Source organism: Legionella nigrisilvae, from assembly GCF_977063395.2.
Window position 1 is genome coordinate 56,063 of record NZ_CDRUGZ020000038.1, and the last position, 17,558, is coordinate 73,620.

The window sequence follows — 17,558 nt, forward strand, 5'->3', positions numbered from 1 at the left end:
TAGCTCAAATTAAGAATTAAGCAGAGTATCGGAAATCAAAGCGCTTACAGCGAGTACCCGTATCAGTAAAAAAACATCATGCTTTTTTGTCCACAAGATAAGAGATAAAAGCACAGTGATAAAAATTTTCTACCTGGTTTTAATTCAATTTTGTACATGTTTGCTTAAATTTTGCAGCAAACTCATTTAAGGTATTTTGTGTTAGCTTGGAATTACCTGCCGCAACATAAGAAATGAATAATTGATTGAAGCAGGACTGGAGTGAACCTTGATTAGGCATTTCTTTGGTATCTGCGATAGTTCCTAGATCAACATAATCAAATTTCAATTGTGCATTGGAATCGACTTTATAATATGCTTTAGCAACACAACAAATAGCGCAAGCAGCCAAATCATCATATGCTTTAACCCTAGGATCAGGCTCTTTGGATAATGCAATAAGATCATAGGCGGTAAGATTTTGACTAAAGATTAAGTGATGGTTGCTTTCGGACACGTTTTGTAAACCCCCATTACAACGATCCCCCCCTGCTAAAGTTTCAAGATTCAAAATATCCGCCTTATTTCTCTTTACAAGATGGATGGCAGTAAAAACTCCAGTGCCACCACCACTATTAAGAGTGTAAAGCCAATATAATTTTTCTCCTGCATTAAAGAACTTATAATAGCTATATCCTTGGGCTGAATCTGAAAATTCGGGATCTTGCCAATTATAACCTATAAAACCTTCGGCAATAAGCTTCGAGTTTTGCCCTTTCATGACGTAATTTTCTTTTGCTAACCCGCATTGATTCAAATCAATTTCATTTCCTTCCATATTAAAGAAACACAACGCATCCACTGGTTTATCATGAAATATAAAATCAGCAGGAATAGCCGCCCTTATTTCTCCAGCAAAAAGATATGAAAAGAAACAAAAACAAACGGTTCTAACCCACATGCTAAAATATCCTTAAATTGCTAGATTACAAGCGACACATACCGACATCATATGTGGATTCTAAAATTTTATTCTACAGAATAGACCATTCCGGTTTGCGCACCTTCGACACTTTTGCTAAATGCCAGGGCAACTCGACTCGCCGGCACCGATTCAAAACCACGAAAAAAAGGAGCATAACGATTCATTGATTCCGATATGACCGTAGGACTTACTGAATTAATACGAAGATGATGAGGCATTTCGATCGCAGCACTTTTGACAAAAGAATCGATCGCGCCATTGACCATAGCGGCAGATGTTCCCATCGGAATGGGATCATGGCTTAAAATACCGCTGGTTAAAGTAAATGAACCGCACTTATTAATGTATTTAAGGCCTGCCAATACTAATCTGATTTGTCCCATTAATTTACTATTCAAGCCCATGGTATATTGTTCTTCAGTGAAGTTCGTTAATGCTTCAAAATACACTTCCCCAGTGACCGAAACAACCGCATCGAATGAACCCACCGATTGGTAAAGCTTTTCAATTGAATGTGCATCCCTAATGTCTGCTTGAAAATCACCCGTTGTATGCCCTACGGTAATCACTGTATGACGTTGCGAAAGTTCTTTACAGACTGCTTCACCTATTATTCCAGTTCCTCCGACTACAATAATTTTCATTTGCGTTTCCTTTTGCTAAAGATCGAGCCCTCAAAACGTATAATAGACACCCTTTCCAATTTTGGCTTATTCCAACCCGTATAATTGTTCTAAAATGTCATCAATCTCTTTTTGTGTAGTGGAAATTTCTGTGCCTGATTTACAATTCATTTTATTCGCATCCGTTAATAATCTATAGGAACGATGCAAATCAGTCCGTGCGTTAAACCAATACTCTTTTAATATGAACTGTCCACTACGGTCTACTAATTTCGCAGATTCTTGAATTATGGATGAGCAGGAATTTGTTTGATCAACGTTTAATGCTTCAATTTTTAGCGACACTTCATGACATTGATTTGCAAGAAAGGTTTTTTCTTCCTCGGGCATACCGTATGCTGAGCATGATAATAAGAAAAAAGCAGCAACGGATAGAAGATTTTTTAACATGTGATGATCCTTTATCTATTTAAGTCCAATTTTCACATGGAATTCTTACATGGGATGTTCCACTTTTCAATCCTATTCATTTATTAATTCACGCACTTAGGTAAAAATACAAATCGACTAACAGGATCAATTGATGTACAATAATTCTCATTATTGATCAGTTCAAATTCAATTATGTTCAACTTAATTTATGAATTAGCACTACAAGCAACATCCAAAGAAGACTTACGCTCGAGATTAAAAGGATTACATATTGATGAGAAAAGAGGCGATAATCCATTAATTACTCCAGCAGGTCTTTTAGTATTAAAAGGAAAATTTCAACAAGTTGAGTGGTTGCGGGAACTAGGAGCAAGCGTTGATCACATTGCCTATGCCCATGCATTAGCTGGAAATCATACTCAAGTTGGAGAATATCGCACAAGACATAACGCAAGCGTTGATCTAATTGCTCAAGGTTATGCTTCTGCGGGAGATATATATTTTCTGAAAGTTGAAGAATATCGAGAAACACATAAAGCCAGTGTCCATGCAATTGCAAAAGGTTATGCTTTTTCAGGAAAATATAAAAGAGTAGAAGATTATCGCACAAAATATAATGCAAGCGTTCATGAGATTGCGGAAGCATATGCTTCTGCAGGAAAACATGAAAAGGTTGAATATTATCTAGAAGAACACAATGCCAATATTGATAGCATAGTTAAAGGTTATGCTTTAACTGGAATTCACCCAAGGGTTGAATACTATCGGGAAGCAAGTCAGAAGAAATCATGTGTTGACGCAATTGCGCAAAGTTACGCCAGAGCCGGAAATCATCTTAAAGTTGAACGATATCGTAAGGAGCATGACGCAAGTGTTGATGCCATTGCTCAAGGCTATGCGAGAACGGGCAATCATATTAAAGTAGAAGAATATCGGACGAAATATAACGCAAGCGCAAATGCAATTGCCGAAGGCTACGCGATTGCTAATTGTCATGAGAAAGTTGAAGAGTATCGGATGCAACATTCAGCATCTCCCAGTTCAATTGTTAAAGGTTATGCGCTCGCCGGTAATCATCAAAAAGTTGAAGAATATCGTAAAGAACATCGCGTAAGTGTTCATGCAATTGCTAAATATTATGTTTTAGCAGGAAATGATAAGAAAGTTGACGAGTATCGTATCCGGCACAATGCAAGCGCTTACGGGATTGCTCAAAGCTATGCAATAATTGGGAATCATAATAAGGTCGAGGAATATTTACTTTTACCTAACGTAAGTACTCATATAGTTGATTTAATTGCTCAAGGCTATGCTATAGCTGGTAATCATGACAAAGTTCAAGAATTTCGGAAGCGGTTCAATGCGAGCTTAACGGCGATTGCCCAAGGTTATGCTTTGGCTGGGGATCACAAGAAAGTTGAAGAATACCGTACAAAAAATAATACTGATGACATTGTCAAAAGTTATATTTTAGCTGGAAATCATGAGAAGGTAGAAGAATACCGCGTGAAACATGGTGCAAGCATTGAGAAAATTATCCAAGAGTATACTTCACTTGGAAATAAGAAAAAAGTCAGGGAATATGACATCAGTGCACTCCTTACCGGCTATCTTGAGGATAGAAAAAAAGTAGTGGATTCTGAAGGGAATACTAAAGAGTATTTTCATAATTTTTTTACCCGCTTTCAGAAAAGTTTTAAACAAAAAAGTGAAGCCGTTGATGCCGTACGCAAAGCCTTAAAGGGAGAGCGCGTTGATTTAACCCCGCATATAGCGACTTTGGAAAACGGTAATTTAGGTAAAGAATTAAGCGCCTTTATTAAGGCAGGTAAAGCCGACTGCCTTTTGGGTCAGGAGGTGCGTACAATCAGAAATTTTGTGAGTGCATTGCAACAGAAAAAACAGCCTCAACCTACAGTCCATTGAAATTTATTATAAGGCTCAAATCAGATTTGATAACAGAATAACTTCGAAGTATCGAGTCTGATTCATTGGTTGAGTAACCTCTGTTAGACTCATTTTTAAATTTTAATTTTGTCTAATTTAAAATTGCGGTATATTCTAGATTTTCATCATAGTTCTGGCATATTTTGTAGATTTTGCTTTAACTCGGCCTTTTTATTTCAAGAGGCTGTAGTAAATGAACAGCACATCAACAGAGATAGGTAGCAACAAAAAAGCAGATTATGCAAAAGCTCTTTTATCGATAAGTTATAAGGACAATTATGCACCGGTTTATGAATAGAGTTTTATATAACATCCTTTTTTTAGTGAGCACTTCTGTTCTTGCTTCTCCTGTTGAAATTAATCTTGAGCCTAATAAATCAGTGGTTTTAACGAACACCAATAAACAGAAAATATCTATGCTTTGTGAAGTGCATGCCGTTTCAAGCGTAAAAAGCCAGATTTCTATTCAGATAATTCGTGGGAGAGGGACATTTAATGGAACTACATTTAAACAAGGTGATTTTTTAGTATCAACCGTGTCCAACATGCAACAGATTCCTGTGTTGGCAGAGTCTGGAACTCAAGCGCAAGTTAATAATTTAGGAACTTATCCGATAAGAGCAATCTGTAATTAAATATCCAGTTTGTAGGGCTGGTAGCCCTACATCCGATCTCTTATTCCCTATTTAATCCATCTTCCCGACTCTGTTTTTCCTGCGAGATCATTATCCAAGATATCCTCTCCTGTAAATCCTTTATTCGAGCCCCGTGTTCTTCCGTTTTTATTATGACTATTGTTTTTTATTTAAAAAATTTATTCGATTTAGAAGAATAAAAAATTAAATTTTTAAAAATTCTATAGCTTACCGGTAATACATTGGCTATCCTCAGTGAGGAAGTAATCCATTTACCATCACAAGGAGTGACCGACTATGAATCGTTTCTTTTTAAAAGGAATCGGTATAGCTATTCTTGCAATGTTATGTTCCTTAGCTACTTATGCTGATACGCCGGACGATTTTCAATCTCGTTGTACTAATGCCTGGATGAAAAAAGCAGATGATGTAAAAGACAAAGTAGATTTTAAGAATTTTGGGGAAAAATATTGTGCCTGTGCAGCTAAACAACAATTAGATAGTGAAGCAGCCGTTCAAAAAGCAGCTCAGATGTGTATCTCAAGAACCTTGCTCCATGATGCGATGGATTCCATAGAAGCTGATGTTGGTTTAGATAAAGCCAAAGATAGTGATGTAACTGATTATTGTCAGGATCGCTGGGCCCTGGTTATTCCCAAACAATCTGATGAAGATAAAAAATTAATCACTACTTTCTGCGATTGTGCCAAACCCAAATTAGTGGATTTGCTCAAAAAATCCAATGATATGACGGACAAACAATATGACGCAGAAATTGATACTATTGCTGATGCTTGTGCCGAAAGTACTGCTGCTTCTTCCAAATCTGAGGCTGCACCAGCCACTACATCAGCTCCAACTTCTACACCAGAACCTGCATCTAAACCTGCACATTAAGTAGTTTGAACCGTTGAAACCGTAACCCAGGTTGATTTGATAAATAGATCATCATGGGGTACGGTTCACAACATCACGCTTGATTTTCGCTGCTTTTGCCTTATATCTTATACAATCACGTAGGGTCCGACATATTAATGGAAACGTTCTCTAAGAATAAATACGGTCTTTTTAAGGAGTTAGCCCACCCTCTCCCCCAACAGGTTTGACAAGGTATAAACCGCTTGATACAGGCAATTTTTTCTTTGGTGATATAAATCATGCAGGTTCGAAACGCAATATGATATTCCAAACCCGCGCCAATTTTTTTTGCTATAGCATCACAATCCGGCTCTACCACCTGTGTTGCTAATGCTTCTGTTGCAGCAATTGATGCAACAGGGGTTAAATTACTATAGAGCTGGCTAAATTTATTGTCATAAAAGACCATCTCTTTTTCCAAACAATAAGCATATCTATCGCGAGTCAATGTAAACTGACATCTACCACTATAGTTAAGATAAGTTGCATGTACATGAGCCGAAAATAAAAAAAGACCTGAAAAAACGATATGTGATGTTTTTTTCACAAATATACTCCCTGTTTCGATAGAGTACTTCATACTTCTATCGAGTTAATAGAGCTCCCTTAAAATTACTATAAATGTTAATGCAACATTAATTCAACTAATCCATATGTTATGATAACAACCTGATAAAAGAGATAATAAAAAGCATGCACTACTCTAAATTTGGTTATAGGATAAAACAACAGAAGAAAGGTTTTGGCTATTCCTGGCTATTCTTACCTGCTGGTCCAGGTTTAGGATCGGAATATCTCACTGATTTATGTAACACATTACATTTGCCTGGCTCTTCTTTTCTTTTAGACTTCCCTAAAGATGGCACCAATACTCAAGGTGAACTGGGTATTCAATATTGGCAAGATGGTTTAATTGATTTATTAAAATCATTTCCTAAACCGATATTGGTCACGCACAGTTTTTCAGGAATGTTCGCTTTAAATCTACCCGAATTAAAACACCATCTGGCCGGTTTAGTATTAATGAATACTACTCTGGAAAACAGTTTCTTCCAACATGTACATGCCATGCAGCAACTGCACCATTTACCCGATCTGGTTCCTGCTGCCGGTCAATATCATTTGAATCCATCAAATGATACCTATAAAGAATTTTGGAACACTTATAAATATTATTGCTTTACATCCGATGAATTGGAGGCAGGAGAGAAAGTTATCGCTCTTTTTGCGTTTAATAATGCAGCTTATTATCATGCTATTGAACATTTTTATCCAAATTATTCCTGTAAATGGATTCCAAAATCCATACCTACAATGACAATTGCGAGCGAACATGACTTTATTTGTCCGCCCAAAATCTTTGTCGAAAACCAAAGCTTTCAAGAAAAAAACATTATCAATAAAATAATCACTAAAGCAGGGCATCTACCATGGTTAGTTGCTTTCGAGCAAGTTCAACAGTGCTTTTCGGATTTTATAGATTCATTTTTAGAGGAGGAATAAATGTATCCGGTAACAACCATCAGCAGTTCCTTATTGGCTCTAGCTTATGTTTATCTCTCAATTTATGTTGTGACCTTGCGGCGAAAATATAAAGTGACTATTGGCTGTAACGAATGTGTTGATCTGGAAAAGGCAATAAGAGCTCATGGCAATTTTAACGAATATGTTCCGCTCACATTGATATTGCTTTTTTGTGCGGAAGCAAATAAGGCTAGCTGGATAACTCTGTCTATCTTGGTATTTTTCTTTTTCCTGGGGCGATTTTTCCATGCATATGCATTTCTTAGGAAACAACATCATTTAAAATTTCGTGTCCAGGGAATGATTTTGACCTTTCTCGTAATTGCGTGCCTTTCATTTTTAAATTTGGCATTAATTCTTCTAAAATAATAAGCATACTTCTTATTTGATATTTTTGAGCCGATCCATTATTTTCTTTTAATAAAGATCATAAGCCTAGGTTATGGATGACCAATCACCTTATCAATAAAAATATTGATATTTATAAATTTCCAAATGAGTTGCAATACAATTTAGGCTCTATCACTCTCGGAGATTTACATGGCAATCCAATCAACCTCATACATTTCCTTTTTCGGCATCAAATCATTCGATTTAAAGATTCCGTTAAAAATGCTGAAACAGCCTATCAACAATTTGTAACACTCTATGAAGAATATGGTGGGATCCTTGAAGAGTACCTGGAAGCTCGTACTCTTTTGCAATTAACTCAAATCAAAATAGATAATGCAAAAGAACGCATTGCCCATCTTGATAAATTATTATCCGTTGAAGGCAACAATGAAACTCAACAGTATCAAGCCCTGCGGCAACAAACACTAGAAAAGTTACAAACAGCTGAAAAGGAACACCTAAAATTAAACAACAAGTTAACTGAACCTAAAGATAAGCTGTCTCATTATGTTGCCCAATTTAATCACTTCTTGGAACAGATAGAAGTCCATGATAATCAAACCATGATTCGCCTTCTTGGTGATGAAATTGCGGATCGTGGAAATTGTGATTTCTTCACACTCAAAATTCTCAACTTACTTCAACAAAATCGTTGTCCCTTAAATATTCTTATCTCTAATCATGGCAGTGAGTTCCTCTACGCGTTCGAGCAGTTGATGGCAGGGAAACCCTTTTTGCCTGCAGGTTATATAGGCGATTTCCAAATCCCTTCATTTTGGGGACTTAAGCTCTTACTTGAAAACGATATAATTTCCCATGAAGAGCTAAGGCGTTTAGTCAATGAATGCTATAAACCCACTTTAAAAGTACTGGACTACACAATAAGTGAGCAGGGAATTACTTTATTTAGTCATGCCCCCATCCGTTTTGATGCCATTCAATTGATGGCTAAAAGTTTGGGGGTAAACTATGACGACTCCACCGCTGAAGCTTTAGCAGCAACTATTGAACGAATAAATCATCAATTTCAATTCTATCTTGACAGTAATAGTGTTCACACTCTTTTTCATACGGATGCAATCCACGACAGAACCAATATGTCAGAACAAGAAAGAGCAGCATGGCCTTTAGTTTATCTTTTCTGGAACCGCTGGGATGCAACAAAAGAAACCGAAACAGCAAGACCAGTAATACACAATAACTACCATATTACTTATGTTCACGGACATGATGGTTTTCAAAGTCTCCTAGCACATATTTTCAATTTAGATACACTTTGTGGAAAGGAAGCACGCAAAACTGAAGAGAAACAAATCGAGCAGGTATTTCGCTATATTTTGGAGAATCGTGATAAAGCAGTGGATAAAACAACTGCAGAATTTTACCTGCGCAATGTTTTAAGATGTAAAGTGCTTAATTCAGATGAAGGCCCGTTAGCATATAAAGAACGAAACAAAGCAAGGAGCCAAAAAATTCTTCCGGATAATGAATTAAATAGCAGTATACAAAAACTAAGTCTCCTTGGTAGACCTGTAGTACCATCCCCAATATCATTCATGGAGTTAAACACCTCAAACAAAATCAATCCCAAAGAATTGATCCTTGCATCGAAGGAGGAAGAAATCGTCCTTCCCCCGGTGCGTTTAGTGAACTAAAGATTAAATGAATAATAAATCATGTAGCCTATGCTGCAATCAACTGGGGCTTGATATAAAGATGGCGCCCCTGAGCTTAGGCTACGATTGATGGATTATCTTTGATGCTGAAAGAATAGTTTTTTGTCACCATAATTTGAAGCCAATAAAGGACTTTCCAAGACTAAGGTGCCAATATGGTACTCTGTGCCTTGATATTCTCCATAGACTTCATATAGAGGTCCCATAGGTACTTGCAAGAACGAAACTCTAAAATCCTCTCGAGAGGTTTCCGGAATCAAATCTTTGACAAAGCTAGTGGGTCTAAAATAAAGTCGTTCAGGAAACACAGGTATCCCATTATATTTCCCTTCATTTGACCAGGCGGCTAAATGCCATAGAGGTAGATTATTCGCTGGGTCACGAGTAAATTCGAATATTTTCTCAATGGCAATCAAGGTCCAACTGGTAGGATGGGGGATTTGATTGGAAAAATCTTTTGCAAAATAATTCCAATTCTCTTTTTGTCCCTCAAGCAAATTCATGACGTGTAAATTTAAAGAAGAGTGATTCGAGATTAAAATTTTAATTGCCATTCCCGGAATATAAGTATCATCTGCAGGTGGCGTGGCCAGAGAAAGACGTACAAGCCCAACTCCACCGGATTGATAAATACCCGTGAACGGATGACCCTCTGCAGGAATCCAAGCGATTTTTCCTACCGAACCATTCGCATGAATAATTTTTACCCGCCCCTCGGGCAGTTCATCACTGGCATAATCAAATGTAGGTTTTAAGTTAAAAAGACCTTTTAATTTATCGAGTACTTCGTTAAAACTACTACCCGTTAATGGAGGTAATTGATCTTCTGAATTACTTAAGATGATTTCATTCCATAATAAATTTTGCTTTTCTGCAGCAGATAATTCCTGATAATCACAGGGTAACTGAGCATATAAACCAAAACTCAGGAACAAATAAACGAGTCCATGAATAACCAAAGTCAAACAACGGCGCATCCCAACCTCCTTGTCAAAGTTTAATTTTGTGACAGAGTATACGAAATAAGAGAGCTTTTCTAACATTTTTTTGAAAAATCCGTCGTATTTGGTGCAGCGCAGCAAAACCCGGGTTTATGTGATAGATACCGGGGTTAAATGAATAGGATGACCATTATGACTTCATAAAATGATCATAAATAGCGCGACTGGCAAGTGCAATAGCGCGGCTGCGAGGATAATCACTCGCTGATTTAGATTTAACATATACTGCAATTGCAATGTGTCCCTTATTCTTGGGTAAAGTAATAATCCCAACATCACTGACAAAACGATACAGTTTTTTGGAACCGGGATATCGTAAATAATCTCGTTCATAAATTGACCAAGTCCCCGTTTTATGAGCTACCTTCACATTGGGTGGTAGTAACCCTTTTATTCTACTTCGACCCGTTCGGCATTGCTCCATAATATTCATCAGAAGATCAGTACTCGATTCCGAGAGTGCTTCCTTTTTGTATAATTTAACGAGTAATTTTGCCATATCATCAGGCGTTGTGGTGTCGCGAATATCTTTTTCAAAACGTTGCCATGCTTGCTGCTTTTCTTTGAGAGGCACACGATTGGATATTTTTTGCCAGGAAGAGATAGGTTGACGTTTTCTTAAAAATGAATGGTCTACATGGTTTGTATCCAAAAACATTTCCATAATAGATCGATTAATAAAAATATTTTTAAATCCCAGTACGCTCATCCGTTTTGCTACATATTTAGGCCCATTAGCCGCTTGTAATAACGCATCACTCGCACTGTTATCACTATTTTTGAGTGTATGCATCAATATCTGCTTTAATGAAATGCTGAGTTTTTTCTTTTCAAATAGATAGTGCAATGCTCCAGAACCTGGAACAGAATCACTCGAGTCCATTTTAATCACGCGATCTAAGGAGTCTTTTTTTTCATCGACACGGTGCAGAAATGCCATTGCGATGGGTAACTTGATAGTACTTGCCATGAAAAAACGCTGGTTACTATTGTGTGTAATTGTTTTATTTTTCTCTATGTAGATAGCAGTAATCCCCATTACTGTATTCGAATTCTTTTCGATAGCTTGTAATTTTTTAATGAGTTCAGCCTCGCTAGGAGCCGTAAAACCATTCACTGAAAACACAAAACAAAAAAGCCAACATAGTAAGGTACTTTTTATCCTTAAAATATTGACGCATTGCGCCAGTAATTTTATTTTCATAAAGTATTAATCCATTTCTCATTATTTTTATTCAATATTTTTTAGCGTACCTATTTTATAAATAGGTCCATTTCTGGGTAGTTCAACTCATGTGATCCATATAATTAGACATTTCCCTATCAGCATGTAACAGTCCATAGTTTTATGAAGGTGTGGCCTGAATAAGGGTGTACTTTGTATCAATGAGACGGTACAGATTACTATGCAATTTTTTATTCTATTTTTAGGTTGATTACAACCTATTTTACATTTCAACCCGACAATCTGTTTATTATTTTTTTGAAAATAAATCACTCATGCTTGAGATGATATAATTTTTACGCATGGAACAAAAGATGACACTTCAAAATGTCTTCGATGAAGTTCATATGAGCCCGATAAAGGATATGCCGTTTTGGAACGCTTAATGTATAATCCTGAATCAAATTTGAGCTTCCACCTGAAAATAAGTATGTTCCATATATTCCAGTAATGCTTCCTTATTCACTGGCATTTGAGTTAAACCAATATATTTATCCGGACGAATCAAGACGGCAGTGGCTTGATTGAGTTTAAAGAACTGATGCATTTTTTGATTCTCGTCAATTAATAGCGACATCTCTTCAACAGGTAATGTTATTTCAGAATTAGAACATATTATGTGTGTTTGGATTAACCCTTTAAATCGCTCCTCCATAGCGGCTAATATTTTAAATAAAAGAGCGGATTGATTCGATGCAAGACCAGTAAATAATAATAAATGATGTCGTATCCCTTGGGTTATTTGGTGTAACCCCTTTTTCTCTTTACTGTGGGCATCAATCAAAGGAAAATCAAGAAGAAATCCACCTGTTTTGAACTGCGTCTTTTGACCCAGAACTCTTACGATGGGGCTCTTAGCATAATTCACGGACAATTCAGCCAGATCATTAAGGATGAAATTTTTCATCGCATCAAACGACATGGCAGTATGTAAAATAAAATTGCGTAACCTAATTAGCAATGGATTGCTTATCATAATTAAATGGGTCATTACCCCGGTTTTTTTCAAAACTCCTGCTGCAATGGGGTGACGTTCACTGTGGTAACTATCCAGTAAGGCATCATGTGCCAATCCTTTATGTACGAGCGCTAATTTCCAAGCCAAATTATAGATATCTTGTAAGCCAGTGTTTAAACCTTGTCCCCCCATAGGACTATGAACATGCGCTGCATCACCTGCAAAAAATACCCGACCATAACGATAATTTTGTATCTGTTTGTGATCGATACCGAATTGGCTGATCCAAACAGGATCATGAAGTGTGGCTGGATCCGTACATCGCAATTTAAAAGCCTGGACTATATCCTCCATTGTGGGCTCCTGGCTCATAATTTTTTCGGGGGCGGTCATAACGATACGATACCGTTTTTCTCCCATGGGAAAGCATGCGGCTGGGCCTTTGTCACTGACATAAAGAATAAATTTATCTTCAGGTAATTTCCAATCAATCAATACATCAGCCAACCACCATGTTTGCTTATACGAAGAACCTATAAATTCGGCATTAACTTGCTTTCTTAAGGTGCTGTGTGAACCATCACACGCAATAACCCAACTCACCTGAACTACTTCGATACGGCCATCAACATGTTTTAGGGTAGATACGACATGATTGGAGCCTTGTTCTATTTGTGTAAGTTCCGTTTGCCACTCAACATGCAATCCTCTATCAATCAACCCTTGATGGAGAATTTGTTCTGTTTTACTTTGTGGAAGATCAATAACAAAATGGTAATTTGCTTCTACGTTTGCATAGGTTGCATGAATTAACTCTTGACCTTTAGATTTAAACAAGACGCCATCAACTTTATGTCCTTGAATCAGAATTTCTTCGATAAAACCACAATCCCTAAGAAGATCAAGTGTTCGAATATGAATCGCTAATGCTTTGGATTTATCACTAGTTGTTAACTTTTTATCAATTATCCGACAATTCAAACCCTGACGAGTTAGTTCGTTTGCACAAAATAAACCCACAGGTCCAGCCCCAACAACCAGGACATCTAGTAATTCGTCCGACATTGTCAGTCTCTCATAAGCACACTTATTTATTGTAGCAATTTTATTTCTACAAGTTCGAAGCTCTAAATTTTTCCCTTATAACTATCATTAAAAAGTTGAGTTAATCCTTCTCTATAAGAAGGATAAAGCAGGTCTATCTTTAATTCTTCTTTAATCTTAGCATTAGAAACCCGACGATTACTTGCATAAAATTGTTGTTCCATTGGAGATAGGGTTGCTGTTTCCCATGAGAGAAGTGGTAAAGGCGGCCGATTGAGTAATGATGCAGCGTAGGCATCCACAATATGCGCCGGGGTAGGTTCATCGTCCGCAACATTATAAATTGAATAAGGCTGCGAATTCATTATGGAGGCCTTAATGACTGCAGCAATATCCGCAACATGGATTCTGGAGAAAACTTGTCCCTCTTTGTAAATACTGACTTTTTTTCCGCCGATGATTCGTTCTATTGCATTACGATGTGGTCCATAGATTCCTGCCAATCTAAAAATATGAAATGGAATTCCTTGTGCTCTGGCGAAAATCATCCATTTATTTTCGGCAACTAATCTTAACTTACCTTGACTTCCTGCTGCTTTAGAGTCCGATTCCTCCGTTACCCAAGCCCCCTGATGATCCCCATAAACACTTGTAGAAGAAAGATATCCCATCCATTGAATATGTGTTTTGTTTTGCATGATTAAATCACTAAAACATGAAAGGACAGGATCACCTTGTCCTGAAGGAGGGATACTGATTAAAATGTGAGTTGCCTTATTTAAGAAATAGGTTATTTCCTCCCCATTAAAATCAATGAGTTTGTAATCTTTTTGAACATTATTTAGAATTTTATCTTTATCTCGAGTTGTACCAACCACTCTAAAATTCAATTGAGAAAGTTCTCTTGCTAAAAATTCGGCCGTATAACCAAAGCCAAAGATAAAAAAGTATGGGAATTCAGGAAAATGTTCCATGACTGTAAACCTATAAATTTATAGTAATAGTTGATCTTATTCTTTGACCACCAGGTCCGCTAAACTAAATCCCACCACATTTTAATTCTGTTACTAACCGTGAACTAATTTCATGACACGCTTTCGAAAATTTGGACCGGGATCCTCTTTATCGGTTTGATAATTCGGATCGCGTTCAAGCCAAAGTGAGGTGTTTTTAAAATTCAAATATTCATTATGTCCAATAACATATTCTATTTCAGGATATTTCTTTTTGAGATAACACACTAAAAATGCATTGGCTTTAGTTTGGGCCTCAGTTAGATCATCCTTACCATCTATTCCGCCTATATTTTCAATGCCGATCGCATAATGGTTCAATCCAATAACATGTCTTGCCATCCAGTGTTCTGGCATGAGCTGATAAATACTTCCATCACGATCAACTAAAAAATGACTTGAGACATTCAAGGTACCCGGCAATTCTTTAATACGGGGTGAGTTCTGTGGGAACGTAGGCGAATCAAAAACACGAAAAGTCGCCTTGAGCGTAGAAATACATGTCCAATGCAAGACGATCATTTTCGGTTCAATTTCAATTGAATTAGAGTCAATCCCATAATGAGCTAATTGATATTGGCGTGTTAAAGCAATTCGTTGTTTATTAAATTGGATAGGTTTCTGATGGATAACTTGCGGATCATAACACGAAAATGCATGGGCCAAAGAGTTTAAAAACAATGAGCAGAATATGAAAGTTTTCATTTTTTCAACACCATAAAGTAGGCAGCCACATAATCGGGCAAATGACGAGCTGCTTGGGTGAACTCCTCTCTCCCCGCATAACTCCCTGCTAGAAAATCAACTTGGTATAAATTGTTTTGGAATGCACCACCTGTATCTGCAAAAATACCAGCTCGGGTCACCACTTTACCTGTTCGATCGGGGTATTGTATCAACAACAGTTTCCCTAAACCAAAATGTTCAAGATCTGCGGCAAAAGTGACCTCTGGATTTACTGTAATTTTATGATCTGCGTCTTTTCCATACCCTTTAATTCCTGCTACCCCTTTAAAATACCAGTAACGTTCTTGTTGATAGGGGTTTTTAGCTTTGTCGTATGCAATATTATTGCAACGATGAACATTAAAGATTTTTGTCTGGTTCTTGCCAAAATCTGCGACCAGAGTGCCCTGCATTAATGCCGCTTCTAGATCATCTCGGTTAAAATAAGCCAAAACAGGAACATTCTTATTCGTCAATGCACCTTTTAATATAGCTTGCTTCCCATAGTGGAAACGTGTCAATTCGGGTTTTGCATCGGCCTCTTCAACTGTTAATGATTCCTCATCTCGAGGAAGTCCGTACAGAGCAAATGGATAGGCTGCGCTAGGCTGGGTTGATGCCTTTGCACGGTGTACATAATATTTGGTCATTAAAATTTTATCTTGGGGCAAATGAGCAAGAAGTGATTTTTTTCTCTTCAAAGGTTTCGCTTGTTCCAGATCAGGATACCAGCGAACGAAATCAAAATGTTTTTTTATAAACGCAGGATTGTTCAATTCGTTTTGGTGTTGGCAAATGAATATTAAAGTGGCTTTGACTCGTGCTACGGGTACAGGGAAAACAGTACCCTCATGAATAACACGTGAATCATAATGGTTGCCCTTATTTAAATAAGCCAGGGTTTCTTTAGCAGTTGAACATAATGCAGCTCCGTTGATCTCATACTGACTGGCCGAAGATGGTTCCGCCGGTACAAAATGAGGAGCAGCAAAAACTTGAAGATTTACTAATAATCCATAAAAGAAAATTTTAATTTTCATTCTTTACAATAAGTACGTGTGAAAACAAAATGATACCACATGCACCTCTTGAAATTCTAAGAATTACATAAGAAGAACTTTATACATCCTGGATTATGAATTTAATCAGAGTCTTCCTTGGGTAAATAACGTGCAGACTAGGCAGCTTCTGCCTCACGCAATCCTGAGTCATCCGATTCGGCTGTTAGACGATTAAAATGCCAAGAACTATAAAGCGCACCAAGTCCACAAACAATTAAACCTAAAGGCAAGGCATTTAGCGTTTGCATTAGCAAATAGGCACTTATGATTGTTAAAACCGATGAGCCAAACATACGCACGGTATGGATTATAGCCAGTGCAAGTCCGGTATTTTCTTTATAATCTGCGAGCATGATGGACATGGTAGCAGGAGCAGCTAAGCTAATTCCTAAATTACAAATTAATGCAAAAGATAGAGCATACAAATTGAATTCATAAAAAGCTGCGCACACTAACATCGCAAACCCACCAATAATAATAAACCAAGCTCCAAGATAAATAGTCGATGCCATGCTGAAATATTTACGAAGCCAAATACCTAAATAGTTGCCCACAATTATATTTAAGCCATTAATAATAAAAATAATACCGTATACCAAAGGGGAAAACCCAAATTGATCAATAATAATATAGGACGAATTAATCACCGAAAGCATTACGGCTGCGAAACTAAACATCATAATAAAAGAACCACTCCAAAGAGTGGGAGATGGAATGATCTCTTGGTAGGCTTTAATTACTTTATTAACCATAAAAGATTCTTGAGGTTGTTTCCAAAAAGGAGACTCAAACAATCCTTTACGCGATTGCAGTAATAGTGTTATTCCAATTACCGCCATTAATATGAAATTAGCCTGCCAACCATAATAGGTAAAAATCAGTGAACCCAATACCGGAGCAAGAATAGGTGATATTGAAACAATCATCGAAACATAGGACAGAACCTTAGCTCGCTCTATGGTATCCTCAAAATCCCGAGATATTGAAAAAGCAATCAAATTCGCACAACACAAAGCAAATCCTTGTAAGGCGCGTCCCAGAATGAGTACATAGATATTCGTTGCAAAAGCACAGATTAAACTGGCAAGAACAGCAAGGAACAAGCTGCCTGGTAACAAACGGCGTCGTCCAAAATGATCGATTAATGGTCCCCAGATCAATTGGGTCACACCAAACACAAGCAAATAAATACTTAAGGTTAATTGACTTAAGCTATGAGTGGTACCAAAAACATTAGTGATATAAGGCAGCGAAGGTTGATAAAGGTCAAAGGTAAGTAAGGAAAAGGCTGATAATAATCCAATTAGCAAAATCGAAGTTCGTGGTTGGGACATAATATTCATTTTAAAAAAGAAAGCGGGCCATTATAGTAAAATCTCGCTATTTTTGCTCTAAGTTTAAGAAAAAATTTGGGACCT

Annotated in this window: 17 protein-coding genes; 6 read left to right on the forward strand and 11 right to left on the reverse strand. The window is 37.1% G+C overall.

The window, feature by feature from the left end; translation table 11 throughout:
* Positions 1 to 139: 139 nt before the first annotated feature.
* The 3 genes from ACWTE2_RS22630 to ACWTE2_RS22640 form a co-directional block, all read right to left on the reverse strand.
* Positions 140 to 940 (reverse strand): hypothetical protein, encoded by an 801-nt coding sequence (locus ACWTE2_RS22630; protein ID WP_454784491.1) that lies wholly within the window; start codon positions 938 to 940, stop codon positions 140 to 142.
* A gap of 68 nt (positions 941 to 1,008) precedes the next feature.
* On the reverse strand, positions 1,009 to 1,608 hold the full coding sequence (locus tag ACWTE2_RS22635; RefSeq protein ID WP_454784492.1) for a short chain dehydrogenase: 600 nt from the start codon (positions 1,606 to 1,608) through the stop codon (positions 1,009 to 1,011).
* 66 nt (positions 1,609 to 1,674) lie between these two features.
* The gene (locus tag ACWTE2_RS22640) at positions 1,675 to 2,037 is read right to left on the reverse strand and encodes a hypothetical protein (protein ID WP_182391728.1); all 363 of its coding nucleotides are present in this window, start codon (positions 2,035 to 2,037) and stop codon (positions 1,675 to 1,677) included.
* 174 nt (positions 2,038 to 2,211) lie between these two features.
* Here ACWTE2_RS22640 and ACWTE2_RS22645 point away from each other — a divergent pair, with 174 nt between their 5' ends.
* The 3 genes from ACWTE2_RS22645 (at position 2,212) to ACWTE2_RS22655 (ending at position 5,498) form a co-directional block, all read left to right on the forward strand.
* A complete protein-coding gene (locus ACWTE2_RS22645) occupies positions 2,212 to 3,945 on the forward strand; it encodes a hypothetical protein (RefSeq protein WP_454784493.1) in 1,734 nt (577 codons plus the stop codon).
* A 311-nt stretch (positions 3,946 to 4,256) separates the two neighbouring features.
* Complete coding sequence (locus ACWTE2_RS22650) at positions 4,257 to 4,601, forward strand: hypothetical protein (protein WP_483099542.1); 345 nt, start codon at positions 4,257 to 4,259, stop codon at positions 4,599 to 4,601.
* A gap of 297 nt (positions 4,602 to 4,898) precedes the next feature.
* On the forward strand, positions 4,899 to 5,498 hold the full coding sequence (locus ACWTE2_RS22655; protein WP_454784495.1) for a hypothetical protein: 600 nt from the start codon (positions 4,899 to 4,901) through the stop codon (positions 5,496 to 5,498).
* A gap of 115 nt (positions 5,499 to 5,613) precedes the next feature.
* Here ACWTE2_RS22655 and ACWTE2_RS22660 read toward each other — a convergent pair whose 3' ends face one another.
* A complete protein-coding gene (locus tag ACWTE2_RS22660) occupies positions 5,614 to 6,066 on the reverse strand; it encodes a hypothetical protein (RefSeq protein ID WP_255464233.1) in 453 nt (150 codons plus the stop codon).
* A gap of 146 nt (positions 6,067 to 6,212) precedes the next feature.
* On the opposite strand from ACWTE2_RS22660, the gene ACWTE2_RS22665 reads away from it, so the two are divergent.
* From ACWTE2_RS22665 to wip, 3 genes are all read left to right on the forward strand, one after another.
* Positions 6,213 to 7,022 carry an alpha/beta hydrolase gene (locus tag ACWTE2_RS22665; RefSeq protein ID WP_454784496.1) on the forward strand — a complete coding sequence of 270 codons (810 nt, stop codon included), beginning with the start codon at positions 6,213 to 6,215 and terminating at the stop codon, positions 7,020 to 7,022.
* Complete coding sequence (locus ACWTE2_RS22670) at positions 7,023 to 7,412, forward strand: MAPEG family protein (RefSeq protein WP_454784497.1); 390 nt, start codon at positions 7,023 to 7,025, stop codon at positions 7,410 to 7,412.
* A 77-nt stretch (positions 7,413 to 7,489) separates the two neighbouring features.
* Positions 7,490 to 9,091: a Dot/Icm T4SS effector Wip gene (gene wip / locus ACWTE2_RS22675; RefSeq protein WP_454784498.1), complete on the forward strand. Its 1,602-nt coding sequence runs from the start codon at positions 7,490 to 7,492 to the stop codon at positions 9,089 to 9,091.
* A gap of 95 nt (positions 9,092 to 9,186) precedes the next feature.
* Here wip and ACWTE2_RS22680 read toward each other — a convergent pair whose 3' ends face one another.
* The 7 genes from ACWTE2_RS22680 to ACWTE2_RS22710 form a co-directional block, all read right to left on the reverse strand.
* Complete coding sequence (locus tag ACWTE2_RS22680) at positions 9,187 to 10,089, reverse strand: hypothetical protein (RefSeq protein ID WP_454784499.1); 903 nt, start codon at positions 10,087 to 10,089, stop codon at positions 9,187 to 9,189.
* Positions 10,090 to 10,243: 154 nt separating this feature from the next.
* Complete coding sequence (gene bla, locus ACWTE2_RS22685) at positions 10,244 to 11,317, reverse strand: class A beta-lactamase (protein ID WP_454784500.1); 1,074 nt, start codon at positions 11,315 to 11,317, stop codon at positions 10,244 to 10,246.
* 421 nt (positions 11,318 to 11,738) lie between these two features.
* The gene (locus ACWTE2_RS22690; protein ID WP_454784501.1) at positions 11,739 to 13,361 is read right to left on the reverse strand and encodes an FAD-dependent monooxygenase; all 1,623 of its coding nucleotides are present in this window, start codon (positions 13,359 to 13,361) and stop codon (positions 11,739 to 11,741) included.
* Positions 13,362 to 13,423: 62 nt separating this feature from the next.
* On the reverse strand, positions 13,424 to 14,314 hold the full coding sequence (locus ACWTE2_RS22695) for an SDR family oxidoreductase (RefSeq protein ID WP_454784502.1): 891 nt from the start codon (positions 14,312 to 14,314) through the stop codon (positions 13,424 to 13,426).
* Between the two features lie 93 nt (positions 14,315 to 14,407).
* Entirely contained in the window at positions 14,408 to 15,058 is a 651-nt protein-coding gene (locus ACWTE2_RS22700; RefSeq protein ID WP_454784503.1) for an N-acetylmuramoyl-L-alanine amidase, read from the reverse strand.
* Positions 15,055 to 16,119, reverse strand: a complete 1,065-nt coding sequence (locus ACWTE2_RS22705; protein ID WP_454784504.1) for a hypothetical protein — start codon at positions 16,117 to 16,119, stop codon at positions 15,055 to 15,057. Before ACWTE2_RS22705 ends, ACWTE2_RS22700 begins: the two co-directional genes overlap by 4 nt.
* Before the next feature lie 137 nt (positions 16,120 to 16,256).
* Complete coding sequence (locus ACWTE2_RS22710; protein ID WP_454784505.1) at positions 16,257 to 17,474, reverse strand: multidrug effflux MFS transporter; 1,218 nt, start codon at positions 17,472 to 17,474, stop codon at positions 16,257 to 16,259.
* Positions 17,475 to 17,558: the final 84 nt, after the last annotated feature.